The sequence below is a fragment of the Castellaniella defragrans genome, assembly GCF_014203015.1.
Classification (GTDB): domain Bacteria; phylum Pseudomonadota; class Gammaproteobacteria; order Burkholderiales; family Burkholderiaceae_B; genus Castellaniella; species Castellaniella defragrans.
In genome coordinates, this window is the sequence record NZ_JACHIB010000007.1 from 41,962 (window position 1) to 61,484 (window position 19,523).

The following is a 19,523-nucleotide window of genomic DNA, read 5'->3' on the forward strand; positions in this document are numbered from 1 at the left end:
TGGACCCGCGTCCGGGGCGGTCCGGCGGGTTCATGCCGCCGCCTCGACGAGGCCGTTCGAGAGCCGGATGCGGCGGGTCAGTCGCCGCGCGACCGAAGGCGAGTGCGTGACCAGCAGCAAGGTGCGCCCGCGTGCGAAGGACAGGAGGCCGTCCAGCACCGTTTCGCGTGTGTCGTCGTCCAGATGCGCGGTGGGTTCGTCGAGCAGGATGAGGCCGGGGTCGCGCAGGTACAGGCGGGCCAGGGCGACGCGCTGCGCCTGGCCGCCGGACAGGCCGTGTCCGCGCGGGTCGATCCTGCTGTCCAGGCCGTGCGGCAAATGCGCGGCGAACGAGGTCACGCAGGCCCTTCGCGCCGCGTTGGCGATCTCCGCGGGGCTTGCGTCGGGGCGCCCGAGCCGGATGTTGTCGGCGATCGATCCCTGGAGCAGGAAAGGGCGCTGGCCGATCAGGACGACCCGATCGCGCAGGCGTTCCTCCGGCCATTCGGCCAGGGGGCGTCCGTCGAGCATCAGGGGGCCTTCGGCGGTCTGGAGCCGCGCCAGGACTTCGAGCAGGGTCGTCTTGCCGGCGCCGCTGCCGCCCAGCAGGGCGACGTGCTCGCCCGCCTGGATCGACAACGACAGGCCGTCCAGGATGGGCCTGGGCCGTTCCGGCAGGCTCAGCCGCAATGGGCCGGCGTGCACGGAGATGGCGGCCTCGCGCGCGCCCCGGTGCCGCGCTCCGGGTGAAGCGGCCGGCCGCTCCTGCGGAGGGGTGTCGATGGCCGGCAGGGAATCGAAGGACGCTTCGATCTGGGCGACGGCGGCGCGCGCGGCCGCGCGGTCATGATAGTGGGCGGCGAACTGCCGCAGGGGCGCATAGACCTCCGGCGCCATCAGCAGGCAGAAGAACCCCGCCTGGAGGGACAGGGCCTGTCCGCGCAGATCCAGGTAGCCCAGGTAGCTCAGGCCGATGTAGACGGCGACGCCCGCCACGCCGAGCGCGGCGAAGAACTCCAGCACGGCGGAAGACAGGAATGCGATGCGCAGGACGGCCAGGGTGCGGGCGCGCAGCGTGTCGCTGGCCTGGGCGACCGCTTCGGCTTCGGCCTGCGCGCGGCCATGCAGTTTCAGGGTGGACAGGCCGCGCAGCCGGTCGGCGAAGAAGCCCGACAGGCGGGCGAAAGTCCGCAGGTGGCGCCGGCTGGCGGCCTCCGCGCCCCAGCCGACCAGGGCCATGAAGAGCGGAATCAGCGGGGCGGTCGTCAGCAGCAGGAGGCCGGCGACGAGGTCGACGGGCAGGATGACGAGCGAAAACGCGATCGGCAGCACGACGGCGGCCGCCATGGACGGCAGGTAGCGGGAAAAATAGCCGTCCAGGGCCTCGGTCTGCTCGACGACCGCGCCCGCCAGTTCGCCGGATGCCTGGCGCCGCGTCCATGCGGGACCGGCCGCCAGCAGGGTGCGCATCAGCGTCCGGCGGACGGCGTGCTTGACGCGCTCGGCGGCCAGGGCGCCCGCCCGCTCCGCCATCCAGGCCAGAGCCGCGCGGAGCAGGATCAGCGCGGCGATCGCGGCGAGCGGCCGCAGCAGGGCGCCGCGCTCGGCCCCCTGGACGAAGCCGGCCTCCAGGACGTGCGCCAGCAGCCAGGACTGGAGGATCAGCAGGCCGCCGGCCAGCAGGGGGGCCGCCGAGGCCAGGGCCAGCGGGACCCGGGCCAGGCCCGCCAGATCCCGCAGCCATCGGGCCTGGGCCGGCGTCGCGGGCTGGAGAATGGCCGGGTCGTACTCCAGGCTGGAGCGATCGTTCACTCGGCGTCCGCGGAATCCGAGGGCGGCGCGTGCGCATGGCCTTCGCGCAGTTCAAACCACATGGCGTTCAGGATGCCGAACGCGCAGGCCAGGCCCAGGCCGAGAATCCATGAAAAATACCACATGTCCGGTTCCTCAATAGGCGTGGGGGGAAGTGCCGACCGATTCCGCCGTGACCTTGCCCCGCATCACGCGGTAGACCCAGGCGGTATAGGCGGTGACGATGGGCAGCAGGAGCAGCGTCACGAGCAGCATGATCCACAGGGTCAGGCGGCTGGATGAGGCATCCCAGATGGTCAGCCCGGCGGCGGGCTGGCTCGATGAGGGCAGGATGAAGGGGAACAGCGCGAAGCCCGCCGTCAGGATCACGCCGGCGAACGAGGCGGACGAGGCCAGGAACGCCAGGGGGCCGGCCTTGCCGCCGCGCAGCCGCAGGGCCGTGAGCAGCGCCCCGCCCACGCCGGCGGCCGGGGCGAGCCACATCGCGGGCCAGATCGTGAAATTGCACATCCAGCCGCCGGTCTGGAGCGCGACGCTCTTGGCAAGCGGGTTGGAGGGCGCGGCGGGATCGGTGAAGCTGGTGATGGCATGGCCCTGGATGCCGTAGGCCACCCAGAAGCCTCCGATCACGAACAGCACGATCGACAGCAGGGCCGCCGCCGTGCCCCAGCGGCGCGCCCGGACCGCCACCATGCCTTCCGTGCGCCAGGCCAGCAGCACGGCGCCGTGCATGGCCACCAGTGTGACGCTCAGGATGCCGGCGAGCAGAGCGAAGGGCGTGAACAGCTGGAAGAAATGGCCCGTGTAGACGGGGCGCATGGTGTCCGGGTCGAAGCTGGCGGGCACGCCCAGGATCACGTTGCCCATGGCCACGCCGAACACCAGTGCGGCGACGGTGCCCGAAAAGCATAGCGCGGCGTCCCAGTTGCCGCGCCAGCGCGGGCTTGCGAGCTTGCTGCGGTACTTGAAGCCGACGGGCCGCAGGATCAGCGCCAGCAGCGCCAGCATCATGGCGAGGTAGAAGCCCGAGAAGGATGCCGCATACAGGAGCGGCCAGGCGGCGAAGATGGCCCCGCCCGCCGTGATCAGCCAGACCTGGTTGCCTTCCCAGACCGGACCGACGAGGTTCAGCGCCACGCGCCGCTCGGCATCGGTGCGCGCGACGAGGGGCAGCAGCGCGGCCACGCCCAGATCGAAGCCGTCCATGACCGCGAAGCCGATCAGCAGGGCGCCCAGCAGGGCCCACCAGATCACGCGCAGCGTGCCATAGTCCAGAGGAATCAAGGTTTCCATTGCCATCTCCCGTTCAAGTCTGCAGGGGGAGCCGTCCGGCCATGCCGGAAGCCGCCGGATCCAGGGGATCGCCCGCATCCCCGGGGCCCTTCCGGACGGCATGCAGCATGACCTTCACGCCGATCACCAGCAATGCGGTGTACAGCGCCAGGAAGACCGCCAGGCTGATGGCCAGATCCGTGAGCGTCAGGCCGGAGGCCGCGTAGTAGGTCGGCAGCACGCCTTCGATGACCCAGGGCTGGCGGCCGTATTCGGCCACGAACCAGCCGCATTCGATGGCCACCCAGGGCAGGGGCAGGCTCCAGAGCGCGATCCTCAGCAGCCGGGAACTGCCGTCCAGGCGCCCGCGCGAGGCGAGCAGGAAGGCGGCGGCGAAGAACAGGATCAGATAGAAGCCGACGGCCACCATGATGCGGAACGTCCAGAACAGGGGCGTCACGTTCGGGACGGTATCGAGCGCCGCCTGATGGATCTGGTCGTCCGTCGCCTTGGAGAGGTCCTGTGTGTAGCGCTTGAGCAGCAGCCCATAGCCGAGATCGGGCCAGATTTCATCGAAGCGCTTGCGGGCGGCCTGGTCGTCCGGGTGGGCGCGGATGTGGCGCAGGGTCTCGTAGGCGTCGATGCCGTTGCGCACCCGCGTCTCGGCGTGCCGGACCAGCTCGTTGATGCCCGGCATGGGTGTGGTGAGCGAGCGTGTGCCGATGATGCCCATCAGGTAGGGGATCTCCAGGGCGAAATCGTTCTTGCGTGCCGCCTGGTCGGGTATGGCGATCAGGTTGAAGTTGGCCGGCGGCGGCTCGGTCTGCCACATGGATTCCATGGCCGCGATCTTCATTTTCTGATGCTCGGTGGTCAGGTAGCCGCTCTCGTCGCCCAGGACCACCACGGACAGCGAGGCGGCCAGGCCGAAGCTGGCGGCCACGACCATCGAGCGCTTGGCCAGGTCGATGTGGCGCTTGCGCAGCAGGTACCAGGCGCTGATCGCCATGACGAACATGGCGCCCGCGGTGTAGCCGGCGCTGACGGTATGCACGAACTTGGCCTGGGCCACGGGGTTGAAGATCACGGCGGCGAAGTCGGTCATTTCCATGCGCATGGTGTCCGGGTTGAACACCGCGCCGACGGGATTCTGCATCCAGCCATTGGCGATCAGGATCCACAGGGCGGAAAGGTTCGTGCCCAGCGCGACCAGCCAGGTCACGGCGAGGTGGCCGAGCCTGGACAGCCTGTCCCAGCCGAAGAAGAACAGGCCGACGAACGTGGCCTCGAGGAAGAAGGCCATGAGGCCTTCGATGGCCAGCGGCGCGCCGAAGATGTCGCCGACGTAGTGGCTGTAGTAGGACCAGTTCATGCCGAACTGGAATTCCATCACGATGCCGGTGGCCACGCCGAGCGCGAAATTGATGCCGAACAGCGAGCCCCAGAACATCGTCATGCGCTTCCAGATCGCGCGGCCGGTCATGACGTAGACGCTTTCCATGATCGCCAGCAGGAAGGACAGGCCCAGCGTGAGCGGCACGAACAGGAAGTGGTACAGGGCGGTGGCGGCGAACTGGAACCGCGACAGGTTGACGACGTCGAAGTCGATCATGATGGATCCCCCGAGGATGTGGGACTGCGGAGCTTGCCGGCGAAATCGAGCACCTTCTGGACCCGGGCGCCGAGCCGCATCAGGTTTTGCAGGGTTTCCGGCGGCAGGCGCTGGATTTCGTCGAACCAGCCGGTGGACAGCTCGATCAGCTCCAGCATGGCCCGCATGCGCTGGCGGGCGTGGGCCTCGGCCTCGCCTTTGGGCGCCTCGATCAGCATGTCGCGCAGCAGGCTGAGGGTCGGGTCGATCTCCCGCCTGCGTTTTTCCTCCATGAGGACGCGAAAGATTTCCCAGACGTCGCCCAGCGATTCGTAGTAATCGCGCCGATCGCCGACGCGGTTCGCCTGGCGCACCAGGCGCCAGGATTGCAGCTCCTTGAGCCCCATGCTGACGTTGGATCGGGAAAATTTTAGTGTTTCGGCGATTTCGTCCGCATGCAGGGGCTGGGGCGCGATGAACAGGAGGGCGTAGATCTGGCCGACGGTGCGGTTCACGCCCCAGCGGCTGCCCATTTCGCCGAAGTGCAGGATGAAGCGCTCGGATTGAGAAGAGAGGCGCATGGCGTTTGCTTGTTTCTGTAATTTCAGTATTTTCTGAAAATTCAAAGCAAAACAAATTTAGATCAATTTTGATCGTTTGCCAATGCCCCTTCAAAGAATGGGGTTACCGGGCAGGGCTGGCCCGGGGCCCGGGCCCCGCGGCGAAATGGCCGTGGTGCTCCGCTACACCAGCACCCGCTCGATGCCCCCCGCGTTGGCGGCCTTCACGTAGTCCGGCATCCAGTTCTCGCCCAGCAGGTGCCGGGCCATCTCGACCACGATGTAGTCGGCCGACAGGCCGGTGTCCTGCTCGTAGCGCGCCAGGCCCTGCAGGCAGGACGGACAGGACGTCACCATCTTCACTTCGCCCTGGAAGCCGTCGGCGCGGATGGCGGCGGTGTTCTTCGCCAGTTCTTCCTGCTTGCGGAAGCGGATCTGGGTGGAGACGTCGGGCCGCGAGACCGCCAGCGTGCCGGATTCGCCGCAGCAGCGGTCGGTCTTGATGGCGTTGCCCGCGCCCAGCAGGGATTTCACCGTCTTCATCGGATCCTGCTGCTTCATGGGCGTGTGGCAGGGGTCGTGGTAGATGTAGCGCACGCCCTGCACGCCGGCGATGTCCACGCCCTTTTCCAGCAGGTACTCGTGGATGTCGATCAGCCGGCAGCCGGGGAATATCTTGTCGAACTGGTAGCTTTCGAGCTGGTCGTAGCAGGTGCCGCAGCTCACCACCACCGTCTTGATGTCCAGGTAGTTCAGCGTCGTGGCCATGCGGTGGAACAGCACGCGGTTGTCCGTGACCATCTGCTCGGCCTTGTCGGCCAGGCCGTTGCCGCGCTGCGGGTAGCCGCAGCACAGGTAGCCGGGCGGCAGCACGGTCTGCACGCCCACGTGCCACAGCATGGCCTGGGTCGCCAGGCCCACCTGCGAGAACAGGCGCTCGGAGCCGCAACCCGGGAAATAGAACACGGCCTCGCTGTCCGGCGCCGTGGCGGCCGGGTTGCGGATGATCGGGATGATGTGCGGGTCCTCGATGTCCAGCAGCTTGCGGGCGGTCTGCTTGGGCAGGCCGCCGGGCATCTTCTTGTTGACGAAGTGGATCACCTGTTCGCGCACCGGGGCCTTGCCCACGGTGGCCGGGGGATGGGCCACCTGGCGCCTGGCCACCGGCGCCAGCAGGTCGTGGGCCAGGCGCTGGGCCTTGTAGCCCATGCCGATCATGGCGGCACGGGTGGCCTTGATGACGCGCGGATCCTTCGCGTTGAGGAAGAACATCGACGCGGCCGTGCCCGGATTGAAGGACTTCTTGCCCATGCGGCGCAGCAGGGCGCGCATGTCCATGGACACGTTGCCGAAGTCGATGTCCACCGGACAGGGGTTGAAGCACTTGTGGCACAGCGTGCAGTGGTCGCCGACGTCCTCGAATTCCTCCCAGTGGCGGATGCTGACGCCGCGCCGGGTCTGTTCCTCGTACAGGAAGGCCTCGATCAGCAGCGAGGTCGCCAGGATCTTGTTGCGCGGGGAATAGAGCAGGTTGGCGCGCGGCACGTGGGTGGCGCAGACGGGCTTGCACTTGCCGCAGCGCAGGCAGTCCTTGATGGCGTTGGAGATGGCGCCGATCTCGGTGCGCTGCATGATGAGCGACTCGTAGCCCAGCAGGTTGAAGCTGGGCGTCCAGGCGCGCGTCAGGTCGGCGCCGGGCATCAGCTTGCCGGCGTTGAAGCGGCCTTCCGGGTCGATGCGGCGCTTGTAGTCCTGGAAGGGCGCCAGTTCGGCCTCGCTGAGGAACTCGTATTTCGTCAGGCCGATGCCGTGCTCGCCCGAGATCACGCCGTCCAGGTCGCGGGCGATGCCCATGATGCGGGCCACGGCGTCGTTGGCCTCGCGCAGCATCTCGTAGTCGTCGGAGTTGACGGGGATGTTGGTGTGGACGTTGCCGTCGCCGGCGTGCATGTGCAGGGCGACGAAGACGCGGCTTTTCAGGATGCGGTCGTGGGTGGCCTGCAGTCCGGCCAGGATCGCGGCGCATTCGGCGCCGGCGAAATGGCGCTCCATGGCGGCGCGGATGTCGGTCTTCCAGGAAATGCGCAGGGTGTGGTCCTGCACCAGGTCGACGATGCGCGCGTCCGGCTGGGCGGCCAGGCGCTCTTCCAGTTCGGGCCGGCGCTCGCCCAGGCCGAGGCCGGCCAGGGTGTCCAGGCTGCCGGCCAGCGGGGCGTCCAGGTGATCCAGCAGCCAGGCCCAGCGGCGGCGCACGGCGGCCAGGGTGTCCAGGGCGTCGCGGCGGCGGGCGGACAGGATGGTGTCGCGCGTGTGCTCGGCGTCGTCGGGATCCTCGGCCTTGCCGGTCGGCAGGTCGCCGTCCAGGTAGTCCTGCAGGGCGTCGGCCAGGCGCAGCTTGTTGCGCGTGGACAGCTCGATGTTGATGCGCTCGATGGCGTCGGTGTATTCGCCCATGCGCGCCAGCGGGATGACCACGTCCTCGTTGATCTTGAAGGCGTTGGTGTGGCGCGCGATGGCGGCGGTGCGGGCGCGGTCCAGCCAGAATTTCTTGCGCGCCTCGGGGCTGGCGGCGATGAAGCCTTCGCCGTGGCGCGAGTTGGCGATGCGCACGACCTCGCTGGCGGCCAGGGCCACGGCGTGCTCGTCGTCGCCCACGATGTCGCCGATCAGGACCATCTTGGGCAGGGTGCCGCGCTTGCTCTTGGTGGCGTAGCCGACGGCGCGCAGGTAGCGCTCGTCCAGGTGCTCCAGGCCGGCCAGCAGCACGCCCTGGGCGCGGCCCCGGGTGTCCAGGTAGTCCTTGACCTCGACGATGGACGGCACGGCCTGGCGCGCCTGGCCGAAGAATTCCATGCAGACGGTGCGCGTGTGCGTCGGCATGCGGTGCAGGATCCAGCGCGCGGCCGTGATCAGGCCGTCGCAGCCTTCCTTCTGCACGCCGGGCAGGCCGGCGAGGAACTTGTCGGTGACGTCCTTGCCCAGCCCGGCCTTGCGGAAGCGCCGGCCTTCGATGACGAGGATCTCGGTCTTCAGCAGCGCCTGTCCGGGGCGTTTCGCGCCGTCGAACCATTTCAGCTCGAAGCGGGCCTCGTCCACCTCGTGGATCTTGCCCAGGTTGTGGTCCAGCCGGGTGACTTCCAGCCAGTGGCCCTGGGGATCCACCATGCGCCACCAGGCGAGGTTGTCCAGCGCCGTGCCCCAGAGCACGGCCTTCTTGCCGCCGGCGTTCATGGCGACGTTGCCGCCCACGCAGGAGGCGTCGGCCGAGGTCGGGTCCACGGCGAAGACGCGCCCGGCGGCCTCGGCGGCCTCGGCCACGCGGCGCGTCACCACGCCGGCGCCGGTCAGGACGGTGTGGACGGGGGCCTCGACCCCCGGCAGGGCGACCGCCTCGACCGGCCCGATGGCGTCGAGCTTCTCGGTGTTGATGACCACCGAGCGCCAGCTCAGCGGGATGGCGCCGCCGGTGTAGCCGGTGCCGCCGCCGCGCGGGATGATGGTCAGGCCCAGGCGGATACAGGCGCGCACCAGGGCGGCGATCTCGTCCTCGGTGTCGGGCATCAGCACGACGAAGGGGTATTCCACGCGCCAGTCGGTGGCGTCGGTGACGTGCGAGACGCGCGACAGGCCGTCGAAGCGGATGTTGTCGCGGCGGGTCAGGCGGGACAGCTTCTTCAGGGCCGCGTGGCGCAGTTCGGCCGTTTCCACGAAGCGGGCCTCGAAGTCGGCGACGGCGGTGCGGGCGGCCGCCAGCAGCTTCTGCACCTGGGCGTCGCGCGGGCCGTGATCGTCGTCGCGCCGGTGGTCGATCTCGGCCAGCCGGTGGTTCAGCGCCTCGATCAGCAGGTGGCGGCGCTTGGGGTCGTCCAGCAGGTCGTCCTGCAGGTAGGGGTTGCGCAGCACCACCCAGATGTCGCCCAGCACCTCGAACAGCATCCGGGCCGAGCGGCCGGTGCGCCGCTGCGAGCGCAGTTCGGACAGCAGCCGCCAGGATTCCTCGCCCAGCAGCCGGCAGACGATTTCGCGGTCCGACCAGGAAGTGTAGTTGTAGGGGATTTCACGCAGGCGCGGCGCCTGGGGGGATGCGAGCAGTTCGCGGGCGACAGGGGCGTTCATGAAGATGTCGAGGAGTCTGTGCCCCTGATGGCCGGAGGGGCAATCGCTTAGTGTAAAGGCAAAACGCCCTCGATTCGGGATGAGCTTATATCGGGAGGTGATGAGGGGGAGGGGGCGACGGAAGTATCCAAGGGGCCGTTGAGACGGGACAAGGGGCTTTCATGCTGGACTTCGAGGGCTGATTCAGGATCTCTGGAAATCAGGTGTTCATCTATAGAAAACAGGGTGTGCCCGATGGCATGGAACAAGTCCGCCAGCCCGGGCGGCTGCCGGGGGCGGAGTCAGATCATTGCAGTTCGTGCTTGGGCGAGCGGGGACCGTAGAGGATGCCGCCGGGTTGGCCGGCGAACAGCAGGGACTGGCTGGCTGCGCCGGCCACGACGTAGCTGCGGTCTGACAGCGTATTGACGATCTGGCTGACGACGGCATTGACGAGCATGCCAATGAGTCCTCCGCCGCTACCGCTGCTTTCGGCCACTTCCTTGCGCCCTTCCCAAAGGACGGCGCCTGAGCGCAGATCGATCAGCGAAGCCTCGATTGCGACGGCAACCGAACTGGAGAGGACCGCGTAGGATGCGCCATATTTCTTGACGCGCATGTAGAGCGCTGCATCGGCGCCGAATATTTCGCGCAATTTCGCCGCGGGCAACTCCTGGATTTCCGCTGGCGCGGTGAGGCCGTTCTGGCGGAACGTTTCTTCCATGACTGCGACCGGGATGACGTAGTACCCCGATTCGGCCAGGGGAAGAGTGGCTTGCGCCAGAACCCCCTGCGAGGCATCCACCTCGACGGTTTCATTCAGGGGAGGCAGCACCAGGATCGAGGCGGGCCGGCTTTCACGGAACGCGGAATAGTCGAGCTGGTTCCGGTTGGCGGCGCATCCTGCCAGCGTGAAGGCCAGCAGCGCCGCGCCGATATGCTTCAGGGTTCTGATGGAGGTCATCACGATTTTCCTGTGCCGGAATTGCCGTGCTTTGCCGACGTTGAGGATGAAGGGGCGGAGACTTCGGGTTGCGGGCCGGATGGATCGGCCTCGCCCGGCGTTGACGCGCGTGACGTGTTGCGCAGCAGGAAGTCCATGAAGGGAGCCGATTCAGGAAAGGCCGCCTTTTCACTTTCGATCTGCTCGAGCGCGTGGTCGTCCTTGCCGATTTTCAGATACAGCAGTCCCAGATGCGCATGGAAGCCGGGCGGCAAGGCCTGATTGGCCGCGCGCGCGGTTTCGATGTTGTGTTCCATGGCCAGGGCCTGGGCTTCCGCGTCGCCGCCTTCATCCTGGAAGTAGGCGCGGACCTGCGGTTGATAGGTTTCCCAGTTGTAGAGCGGGGGCTGGCGCGATGCGCAGGCGGACAACAGCCCGATCAGGAGGCCCATCCCGGCAAGGCGGAAGGGCAGCGATCCATTGCGGGCCGGACGCTGGCAAGCCTGCCGGCATTGGCGTGATTGGCGCATGGAGTGCCTCATTTCGTCTGGGGCTGCCAGGCGCCCGACTGGACTCCCTCGACCAGGCGATCGACGGCCTCCCGGATGGCCAGATCGAGCACTTTTCCGTTCAGTGTCGAGTCGTAGCCCGCCGTGCCTCCGAAACCGACGATTTCCCTATTGGACAGGCTGTATTCCCCTGCGCCGGAGGTGGAGTAAACAACTTCGGACGTCGTCGCATCGACGACGTTCAGATCGACCTTGGCATAGGCCACTTGCTCTTTGCCTCGCCCCAGCAATCCGAAGAGCTGTTTGTCTCCGGTGACCTTGCGGCCGAATGCGGTGACGTCCCCCGTCACGACGTAGCGGGCCCCTTTGATGGCGAGGGCCTTTTTACTGAACTGGGCTTCCTGGGAGAGTTCGTTGAGATTCTCGCGGTCCATGACCTGGAACCTGCCGGTGCGCTGCAAATGGCTGATCAGGATGGTCTTGGCCTGCCCGCCGAGGCGGTCCACCCCGTCCGAGAAGACCCCCCTGAGGTAACTGCTGCGATTGTCGAATTTGCCGACCGAGATCGGGCTGCGTTCCCCATGGTAGGCGGTGCCGGCCGAGGCCACGGCGGGAACTTGAAGGGCCTGGGAATGTTCGGTGGCGCAGCCCGCAAGCGCGGCGCTCAGGACGGTGATGCATGCGAGGGTGGCCAGAGGGCGTTGCATGAGGCTGCTTCCTTTCGACAGTGTCCGGATGTTGGGAGGGCGATCCCCGAAGTGGGAGAACGGTCCTGAAAGCAGCAGATTATATACATAATGAAACAGTTATATACAAATACCTGTTGTGTGTCGAAGGGCATGAGGTCGGGGCACGAGGCGAGGGCAGCCGCTCCGTTTCAAAGCCACCCGCTCACCCGCGGCCAGGCATGCAGCAGGGCGATCGTCATGACGGCGTAGCGCAGGAACTTGCCGATGGCCATGTAGGCGACGCAGGGCCAGAAGGGCAGGCGCAGCCAGCCGGCCACGGCGCACAGCGGGTCGCCGACGACGGGCAGCCAGGACAGCAGCAGCGCGGGCGGGCCGAAGCGGTGGAACCAGCGGGTGATCTGGGCGTGCCAGCGGCCGCCGGGCGAGGGGGTGCTGGCCGGGTCCGCCGCATGCGTGCGGGGCGGGATGACGGGATTCGCCGCCGCGCCGGCCGGGGCGGTGGCTCCGGCCGGCGATGCCGGCGGGTCATCGTGGCTGGCGGCCTGCCGGGCGCGCCAGCGGTGCCAGGCGGCCTCCGCGCCCGCGCCCATGGCGTAGCTGATCGCGCCGCCCGTCGTGTTGCCGGCGGTGGCGACCAGGACGGCGGGCCAGAACATGGCGGGCGCGATCTGCACGTAGGCGAAGACGGCCGGTTCCGATCCCAGCGGCAGCAAAGTGGCCGACACCAGGCTGATGACGAAGATCGCGGGCAGTCCGATCCTGGGCAGCGCGAACAGGACCAGCAGGGTATGGATCGAGGATTGCAGCCAGGCTTCCATGGTGGGGGAAGTGTAGCCCGATGCCCCCGTACCGTGGTCAGCAGTCGGGCAGGAACGGCGCCGGGTCGATGGCGGGCGGTTCTCCGGCCATCAGGCTGGCCAGCAGATCGCCGCTGCCGCAGGCCAGGGTGAAACCCAGGGCGCCATGGCCGATGTTCAGCCACAGGTTGTCGGCGGCCCGGCTGCGGCCGATCCGGGGTTTGCCGTCCGGAGTGGCGGGACGCTGTCCGGCCCATGCCTGGGCGCCGGCCAGATCCGCCTGGGGCAGCAGTTCCAGGGCCTGGCGCTTGATCAGGGCGATCCGGTCGGCTTCGATTTGCTGGCCGGGCATGCCGATGCCGACCATGGCGGCGATGCGCAGGGTGTCGCCCAGCTTGGCGTAGACGGTGCGCCGTTCGTAGTCGGTGACGCTGATGGCGGGGACCTGTGTCTCGCGGCAGGGCAGGCTCAGGCTGTAGCCTTTCAGCGGATACAGCGGCGCGCGGGTGCCTAGGGCGGCCAGCAGGTCGCGGCTTTCCAGGCCGGCGGCCAGCACGAACTGATCCGCCTCGATGGATTCGCCGGAGGCCGTGACTAGCCGCTCGAGACGGGATCCATGGCGGTCCAGCCGCCGTACGGAGACTCCCATGCGCAGCGACACCTCGTTCATGGCCGCCAGTCTGTCGAACAGCGCCTGCGTGAACCGGGCGCAGTCCCCGGATTCTTCGCTGGATGTGTACACCGCGCCGGCCAGGCGCGATCGGGCGGGTGCCAGGGCGGGTTCCCGTTCGATCAGCCGTTCGGTGTCCAGTACCTGCTGATCGGATCCCAGATCCGCCTGCAGGGCCACTTGCCTGCGGGCTTTTTCCAGCAGGGAAGGCGTGCGGTAAACGATCAGCTTGCCGTTGCGGACATGGGCGAAATCCAGGGGCGTGTTCTCCTGGATGCCATGCAGCACTTGCCTGCTGAGGTACGACAGGCTGAGCAATTGGGCCGTCGTGGCCGATGCCGTCCGGGCGTTGCAGGCGCGCAGGAACTGCAGGCACCAGCGCCATTGCCGGGGATCGGCCCGTGGGCGGAAGCGCAGCGGCGAGCTCGGATTGAGCAGCCAGAAGGGCAGGGTGGGGAGCACGCCGGGTCCGGCCAATGGCGCGACGTAGCTGTAGCTGAGCTGCCCGCCGTTGGCGTGGCTGGCGCTGCTGGCGGGGTACGCGGCCCCATCCACCAGCGTGACCCGCAGACCTCGCCGGGCCAGTTGCCACGCTGTCGTGACGCCGATGACGCCAGCGCCGATGACGCACACATGCATGATGTTGTCCACAATGTAAGAGATGGAGGAATGGCTCAGATTGTGTGGTCTGGCGGACCTTCGCACAAATGCCAATATGAGGGTCGGCCATAACCAAAAGGTAATGGGCGGCAGTGGCGAACCATGCAACGGTCCGCTGCCGGATGGTCGGATCAATTCAGGCTGGCTTCGGATCGGCGGTGGCCTGCATGGGCGCGCCGGCCTGGCGGGCGGCCTTGAGGATTTCGATGCGGCCCGGCTTCATGGCTAGGGTTTACTCCAATATAACAATGCTTTATGGAGGGCCCATAAAAAGGTACTCGCAGCCGGTGGGTATCGCGCTTAGTATTTTGGCATCCGGCTGCGTTCCTGCTTTGGAGGTCCGTGCCGGGCTTACGGGAGACGGCACCATGGAATTCGATCTGACTTTGCGCAATGGCCTGGTCTGCACGGAAGAGGGTCTGGCGCAATTGGACATCGGCGTAAAGGATGGCGTCATCAAGGCCTTGCAAACAGGCCTTTCCGCCGGTGCCAAGGATGTGGATGTCCGGGGGCGCTACGTGCTGCCCGGGGGTATCGACAGTCATTGTCATATCGAGCAGCTCTCGGGCATGGGGGTGATGACGGCGGACGATTTTTATACCGCGTCGCGCTCGGCCGCTTTTGGCGGCACGACCACCATCATTCCTTTTGCCGCGCAGCGCCAAGGCGACGACCTGCTGGAAGTGGTTCGGGACTATGCGCATCTGGCACGTGAAAAATCAGTGATCGATTATGCCTTTCATCTCATTTTGTCCGACCCGTCCGAAAAGACACTGACGGAGCATCTGCCCGATGTGATCGCCGGAGGCATCACTTCCTTCAAGGTCTACATGACCTATGAATCCTGGAAGCTGGATGATTTTCAACTGCTGGATGTGCTGCATGCCGCCGACCGCTACGGCGCCATGGTGATGGTCCATTGCGAGAACAACGACATCATCCGCTGGATCACGCGCCGGCTGCTCAGCGAAGGCCGCGTGCATCCGAAATATCATGCCGTGGCGCATGATCCGCTGGCGGAAAGCGAGGCCACTAATCGCGCCATCGCCTTGTCGCGCCTCATGAGCGTGCCGCTTTTGATCGTGCACGTGGCGGGCCTGGAGGCTGTTCGGGTGATCCATGCCGCTCAGGTCATGGGCGCGCCCATCTATGCCGAAAGCTGCCCGCAGTATCTGTTTCTCACCGCGGACGATATCGACAAGCCCGGGGTGGAGGGCGCCAAATTCTGTTGCAGTCCGCCGCCGCGAGATCCGCAATCACAGCAGGCTGTCTGGGAAGGCTTGCTGAACGGTACGCTGCAGGTGTTTTCGTCGGATCACGCTCCGTATCGTTTCGATGAAACCGGCAAGCTGCCGCGAGGCGATGCCACCACGTTCAAGCAAATGGCCAACGGTTTGCCGGGGATCGAGTTGCGCATGCCGCTGCTGTTTTCCGAAGGCGTTCGCACCGGCCGCATGAGCATCGAGCAGTTCGTGAACCTGACAGCGACCAATCATGCCGTCATGTATGGGCTGTATCCCCGCAAGGGCGTGATCCGTGTGGGCAGCGATGCGGACTTCGCCGTGTGGGATCCCGAGCTGAGCAAGACCGTGTGCTGGGACATGCTGCACGATAACGTGGGCTATACCCCCTACGAAGGCCGCGAGGTCATCGGCTGGCCCCTGGCCGTCTTCAACCGTGGCCGGGCTGTCGTCGAGCATGGCGAACTGCGGGCCCGAGCGGGCGATGGGCAATATCTGCCCTGCGGCGAGCCCGCTCCCATCACGCGCAACAAGAAAGCCATTCGGCAGGGTCTGGTCGTCAAGAAGCTCTTTGCGGCCTGACCCCCCTATTTTCCAGGAGACAAGACATGTCGACATCGAACAAGAAATTTTTCTTCCTCGTGGCCGCGGCCGGCAGCGCCATGGCGTTGCAGATCGGCCCGGCGGCGGCTGAAACGCTGACGACGGGGGTCGATCCCACCTTCGCCCCCATGGCCATGCAAAACCTCAAGGGGGGGCTGGAGGGCTTCAATGTGGATCTGGGCAATGCGCTGGCCAAGGAAATGGGCATTACGATCAAGATCGAACCTTCGCAGTTTTCCGCCATCATTCCCGCCCTGAACGCCGGCAAGTACGATTTTGTGCTGGCCCCCACCACCGCCACCGAACAGCGGGCCCAGACGCTATTGTTTTCCGAGGGCTATTTCAATACCGACTACACCTTCGTCCAGAAAAAGAACGTCCAGCCCGTCACCGATCTGGAGCAGCTTCGTGGAAAGACCATCACCGTGAACAGCGGTTCGGCTTATGAGGCCTGGGCCAAGGAAAATGAAAAGCGGTACGGCTTCAAGTATCAGGTGTTCAGCACCACGGCCGATGCCATTCAGGCGGTGCTTTCGGGCTTGGCCGATGCGGCCCTGATCGACAATATTTCCGGCCCCTGGGCCGCCAAGAAGAACCCCATGCTGCAGACCAGCTATACCATCCGTTCCGGCAAGGTGTTTGCGCTGGTTTTTCGCAAGAACGACGTGAAGGGGCGTGACCGCCTGTCCAATGCACTGAAGTGCCTGAAGAAAAAGGGCGTGGTGGCGGGCCTGGTCAAGAAGTGGCTGGGCACCGAACCGGGACCGGACGCGGCCGCCGTCGTGATCGAGCCGGGTCAAGGCGTGCCGGGCCTGCCGGGCTATGATCCCGCCCCGGCCCAGTATCGCTGCCAATCCTGAGGATCCCATCATGAACATGGCGACCGAGATAGCCGCGACGCCGGCCACCGCCGCGCAGGCGGAGCCCATCCTGCGGATCAAAGGCCTGCACAAGCAGTATGGCCATAACGAGGTGCTCAAGGGCGTGGACCTGGATGTGCAGGCCGGTGAAATGGTCTTCATCATCGGGCCGTCCGGATCCGGCAAGAGCAGCCTGCTGCGCTGCTGCAATCGCCTGGAGGAAAGCTCGTCCGGGTCCATCATCGTGGACGGCGAGGAAATCACCGCGCCGCGTGCCGACTTGAACCGCATTCGCCAGAAGATCGGCATGGTCTTCCAGCACTTCAATCTGTATCGGCACATGAGCGTGCTGTCCAATGTTGCCCTGGCGCTGCGCAAGGTGCAGAAGTTGCCCAGGGCCGAGGCCGAGTCGCGGGCTCGGGAAGCCTTGGAGCGGGTGGGTCTGGCTCACCGTGCGGATTTTTACCCGGACCAGCTCTCGGGGGGGCAGCAGCAGCGCGTGGGCATCGCCCGTGCCCTGGCGCTGCACCCCAGGATCGTGTTGTTCGACGAGCCCACCAGCGCGCTCGACCCCGAACTGGTGGGCAGCGTGCTGAAGGTCATGAAAGACCTCAAGGCGGGAGGCATGACCATGGTCGTGGTGTCTCATGAGATGAGCTTCGCCATGGCGGCCGCCGATCGGGTGGTGTTCATGGATGGTGGCAGCATCATCGAGCAGGGGTCGCCCAAAGAGGTCTTCGGCAATCCGAGGCATGAACGCACCAAGGCGTTCCTGTCCAGCGTATCGCACAACTATTGAGGCCGTTCCATGGATCTCGCCGCCTTGCGCTTTGCCTTCTTCAACCTGGACGTGGCCCGCCAGGCTTTCGATCCCGTGTTGCATGGGATGTGGGTCACGGTGCAGCTGGGTGTGCTCATCACGCTCACTGGATTGGCCGCGGGGCTGGTGCTGGCCTTCGTGCGCGCGCTGCACTCGCGGGTTCTCAATGTTTGCATCATCGCCTTCGCCGACGTCATGCGAGCCATGCCGCCGCTGGTGGTGCTGATGGTGCTGTTCTTCGCCTTTCCGTACGTCGGGCTGTCGATGTCGGCCTTTTTTGCCACGTGGCTTGCGTTGTCTCTGGTGCTCACCGCCTTTGCCGAGGAAATCTTCTGGGCCGGCATCCAGTCCATTCCCAGGGGGCAGGCCGAGGCCGCCCGGTCCACGGGCATGAGCTGGTTCCAATCCATGCTCTACGTCGTCGTCCCCCAGGCCTGCAAGCTGGCCGTGCCACCGCTGACCAATCGAGTGATCGCCATTACCAAGGCCACGGCCTTGGGCGCCATCGTGGGACTGAGCGAGGTGCTGAACAATTCCCAGACGGCCAGCAGCACCCTGGGCAACGCCACGCCGCTTACCCTGGGGGCCCTGGGCTGCCTGGTCATCTTCGTGCCGATCGTGGTGGGCAGCCGCCTGCTGGAACGTCGCTTCCGCTGGAAAAACTAGGAGGGGTCCGTCGTGCAGGAAATCATTCACAATTTCTTCAACCTGGACATCTACCAGGAAGTCGCCCCCTATCTGCTCGAAGGCTTATGGATGACGGTGCTGTTGTCGGCGCTGGTGATCCCGCTGGGACTGTTCTTTGGCCTGATGGCCGCCGTCATGCATCAAGAACTGCGCTGCCGCGGCCTGCGGGTGGCGCTGATGGTATACATCGACATCTTCCGCTCCCTGCCGCCGCTGGTGCTGCTGATCTTCATCTATTTCGGCTTGCCCTTCCTGAATCTGGACATGCCCAAGCTGGTGGCCGTGGCCTTGTGCTTCACTTTGAACACCAGCGCCTATTTTGGCGAAGTCTTTCGCGCCGGCCTGGAAAGCGTGCCCAAGGGGCAGATGGAAGCCGCCCGGTCCACGGGGCTGTCGAGGGCGCAGGCACTGGTCCACGTGCAGATTCCCCAGGCCACGCGGGCGGTGATGCCCGATCTGATCAGCAATGCGCTCGAGGTGGTGAAGCTCACCACGTTGGCCAGCGCCGTATCCTTGCCCGAGATGCTGTATCTGGCCCGCAACGCCCAGGCGCTGATGTACAACCCTTCGCCGCTGGTGCTGGCGGCGATCCTCTATTTGATCATTCTGTTGCCCATCGTGCGTTACCTGGGCCGGCTGGAGCAACGCAAGCTCGCGGCAGCGAGCCATTGAGGCGGAGGCGCACCGGTTTTGCGCGAACCCGCCATCGGGCGGCGCGGACGTGAAAGAGCGCGGGAACCGGACTGTCCGCCGTTCAGAGCAGACCGGCTTCCTGCTCCACGATCTGGCCAAAGGCACGGGCCAGCAGGGGAAGCGGTTCGTAGCGGGAGCAGGCCAGATAGAGCTCCAGCGTGTGCCGGTCCCGAAGGGGCCTTACCACGAGCCGGTCGCTGGTCTGGGCGGCGGCCACGGCCTGATCCACGATGCCGACTCCAAGCCCCTGTGAAACCAGATCGCAGACATTTTGTTGGGCATCGACCTCGACCAGAATGCGCTCGGGTTCCCGGCCTTCGCCGAACAGATCGGACAGCACCTTGGCCAGGGGCGATCCGCTGCGGTAGGCGATCATGGCCTGATCCTGCAGGTCGGACAGGTCGATGGCCGGTTGATCGGCCAGTGGATGCCCGCCCGGCAGCACGCAGACCAGGGGAATGGCTCCGACCTGGGTGGATTTCAGGTTGGGATGGGCGGCCGGCATGAACAGCAGGCCGATTTCGCTTTCGCCGTCGAGGATGCTGCGGACCAGCGCATCGTAGGTGAGCGTGCGCAGACGGATGCGGACGCCAGGGTGCTGGTGGGTGAATCGCTCGATGCAGCGCGGCATCAGGCCGTGACCGAGGCTGGGGCTGCTGACGATGCCCAACAGGCCTTGTTTTTTCTCACCCAGCTGGTGGGCCAGAGCGGAGATGCGCGTAATGCCGCTGTAAACCGATTGCACTTCATTGAAGAGCAGGCGCGCCTCGGTGGTGGGATACAGCCGGCCCTTGATGCGTTCGAATAACGGATAACCCAGTTGCTGCTCGGTATGCGCAAGCAGGCGGCTGACCGCCGGTTGCGAAACGAATAGCAGCTTGGCTGCCGAACTGATGGTGCCGGTGATCATGATGGCTCGGAAGGTATTGATCTGCTTGAGATTCATGGCCTGCGGAGCCCATAACAAAAGGTTAATGCCGAGGGACAAATGAGTATATCAAGATATTGCGGTTTCAACGATAGAATGAATCGGATCGTTATG

The 19,523-nt window shown here is 66.0% G+C and carries 17 protein-coding genes; 5 read left to right on the forward strand and 12 right to left on the reverse strand.

From position 1 onward, the window contains the following. Window positions 1–30: 30 nt before the first annotated feature. From cydD to HNR28_RS07165, 11 genes are all read right to left on the reverse strand, one after another. On the reverse strand, window positions 31–1,791 hold the full coding sequence (gene cydD, locus HNR28_RS07115; RefSeq protein ID WP_151024325.1) for a thiol reductant ABC exporter subunit CydD: 1,761 nt from the start codon (window positions 1,789–1,791) through the stop codon (window positions 31–33). Next, window positions 1,788–1,916 carry a cytochrome bd-I oxidase subunit CydX gene (cydX, locus tag HNR28_RS07120; RefSeq protein WP_151024326.1) on the reverse strand — a complete coding sequence of 43 codons (129 nt, stop codon included), beginning with the start codon at window positions 1,914–1,916 and terminating at the stop codon, window positions 1,788–1,790. Before cydX ends, cydD begins: the two co-directional genes overlap by 4 nt. Before the next feature lie 10 nt (window positions 1,917–1,926). Next, window positions 1,927–3,084 (reverse strand): cytochrome d ubiquinol oxidase subunit II, encoded by a 1,158-nt coding sequence (cydB, locus tag HNR28_RS07125; RefSeq protein ID WP_151024327.1) that lies wholly within the window; start codon window positions 3,082–3,084, stop codon window positions 1,927–1,929. A 13-nt stretch (window positions 3,085–3,097) separates the two neighbouring features. After that, window positions 3,098–4,675, reverse strand: coding sequence for a cytochrome ubiquinol oxidase subunit I (locus HNR28_RS07130; protein ID WP_151024328.1), 1,578 nt, complete (start codon window positions 4,673–4,675; stop codon window positions 3,098–3,100). After that, entirely contained in the window at window positions 4,672–5,235 is a 564-nt protein-coding gene (locus HNR28_RS07135) for a GbsR/MarR family transcriptional regulator (RefSeq protein ID WP_151024329.1), read from the reverse strand. The genes HNR28_RS07130 and HNR28_RS07135 overlap by 4 nt, the downstream gene beginning before the upstream one ends. 162 nt (window positions 5,236–5,397) lie before the next feature. Beyond that, window positions 5,398–9,330 (reverse strand): DUF3683 domain-containing protein, encoded by a 3,933-nt coding sequence (locus HNR28_RS07140; RefSeq protein ID WP_151024330.1) that lies wholly within the window; start codon window positions 9,328–9,330, stop codon window positions 5,398–5,400. A 286-nt stretch (window positions 9,331–9,616) separates the two neighbouring features. Further along, window positions 9,617–10,273 (reverse strand): DUF799 domain-containing protein, encoded by a 657-nt coding sequence (locus tag HNR28_RS07145; RefSeq protein ID WP_151024331.1) that lies wholly within the window; start codon window positions 10,271–10,273, stop codon window positions 9,617–9,619. After that, window positions 10,273–10,782: a DUF4810 domain-containing protein gene (locus tag HNR28_RS07150; protein WP_244978215.1), complete on the reverse strand. Its 510-nt coding sequence runs from the start codon at window positions 10,780–10,782 to the stop codon at window positions 10,273–10,275. Before HNR28_RS07150 ends, HNR28_RS07145 begins: the two co-directional genes overlap by 1 nt. Window positions 10,783–10,790: 8 nt before the next feature. Further along, window positions 10,791–11,468: a CsgG/HfaB family protein gene (locus tag HNR28_RS07155; protein ID WP_151024332.1), complete on the reverse strand. Its 678-nt coding sequence runs from the start codon at window positions 11,466–11,468 to the stop codon at window positions 10,791–10,793. Between the two features lie 170 nt (window positions 11,469–11,638). Continuing rightward, window positions 11,639–12,268 (reverse strand): YqaA family protein, encoded by a 630-nt coding sequence (locus tag HNR28_RS07160; protein ID WP_151024333.1) that lies wholly within the window; start codon window positions 12,266–12,268, stop codon window positions 11,639–11,641. A gap of 37 nt (window positions 12,269–12,305) precedes the next feature. Then, window positions 12,306–13,556 carry a D-amino acid dehydrogenase gene (locus HNR28_RS07165; protein WP_151024334.1) on the reverse strand — a complete coding sequence of 417 codons (1,251 nt, stop codon included), beginning with the start codon at window positions 13,554–13,556 and terminating at the stop codon, window positions 12,306–12,308. 389 nt (window positions 13,557–13,945) lie between these two features. Between HNR28_RS07165 and hydA the strand changes: the two genes are divergently transcribed. The 5 genes from hydA to HNR28_RS07190 are packed head-to-tail and all read left to right on the forward strand — an operon-like array spanning window position 13,946 to window position 18,460. Continuing rightward, window positions 13,946–15,400 carry a dihydropyrimidinase gene (gene hydA, locus HNR28_RS07170; protein WP_151024335.1) on the forward strand — a complete coding sequence of 485 codons (1,455 nt, stop codon included), beginning with the start codon at window positions 13,946–13,948 and terminating at the stop codon, window positions 15,398–15,400. A gap of 26 nt (window positions 15,401–15,426) precedes the next feature. Next, on the forward strand, window positions 15,427–16,281 hold the full coding sequence (locus HNR28_RS07175; RefSeq protein ID WP_151024336.1) for a transporter substrate-binding domain-containing protein: 855 nt from the start codon (window positions 15,427–15,429) through the stop codon (window positions 16,279–16,281). 10 nt (window positions 16,282–16,291) lie between these two features. Further along, the gene (locus tag HNR28_RS07180; protein ID WP_280528021.1) at window positions 16,292–17,080 is read left to right on the forward strand and encodes an amino acid ABC transporter ATP-binding protein; all 789 of its coding nucleotides are present in this window, start codon (window positions 16,292–16,294) and stop codon (window positions 17,078–17,080) included. A 9-nt stretch (window positions 17,081–17,089) separates the two neighbouring features. Then, window positions 17,090–17,767, forward strand: a complete 678-nt coding sequence (locus HNR28_RS07185; protein WP_151024337.1) for an amino acid ABC transporter permease — start codon at window positions 17,090–17,092, stop codon at window positions 17,765–17,767. Between the two features lie 12 nt (window positions 17,768–17,779). Then, window positions 17,780–18,460 (forward strand): amino acid ABC transporter permease, encoded by a 681-nt coding sequence (locus HNR28_RS07190; RefSeq protein ID WP_151024338.1) that lies wholly within the window; start codon window positions 17,780–17,782, stop codon window positions 18,458–18,460. An 82-nt stretch (window positions 18,461–18,542) separates the two neighbouring features. Here the strand turns inward: HNR28_RS07190 and HNR28_RS07195 are convergent, their stop codons facing one another. Beyond that, entirely contained in the window at window positions 18,543–19,427 is an 885-nt protein-coding gene (locus HNR28_RS07195; RefSeq protein ID WP_151024339.1) for a LysR substrate-binding domain-containing protein, read from the reverse strand. Between the last annotated feature and the right edge of the window lie 96 nt (window positions 19,428–19,523).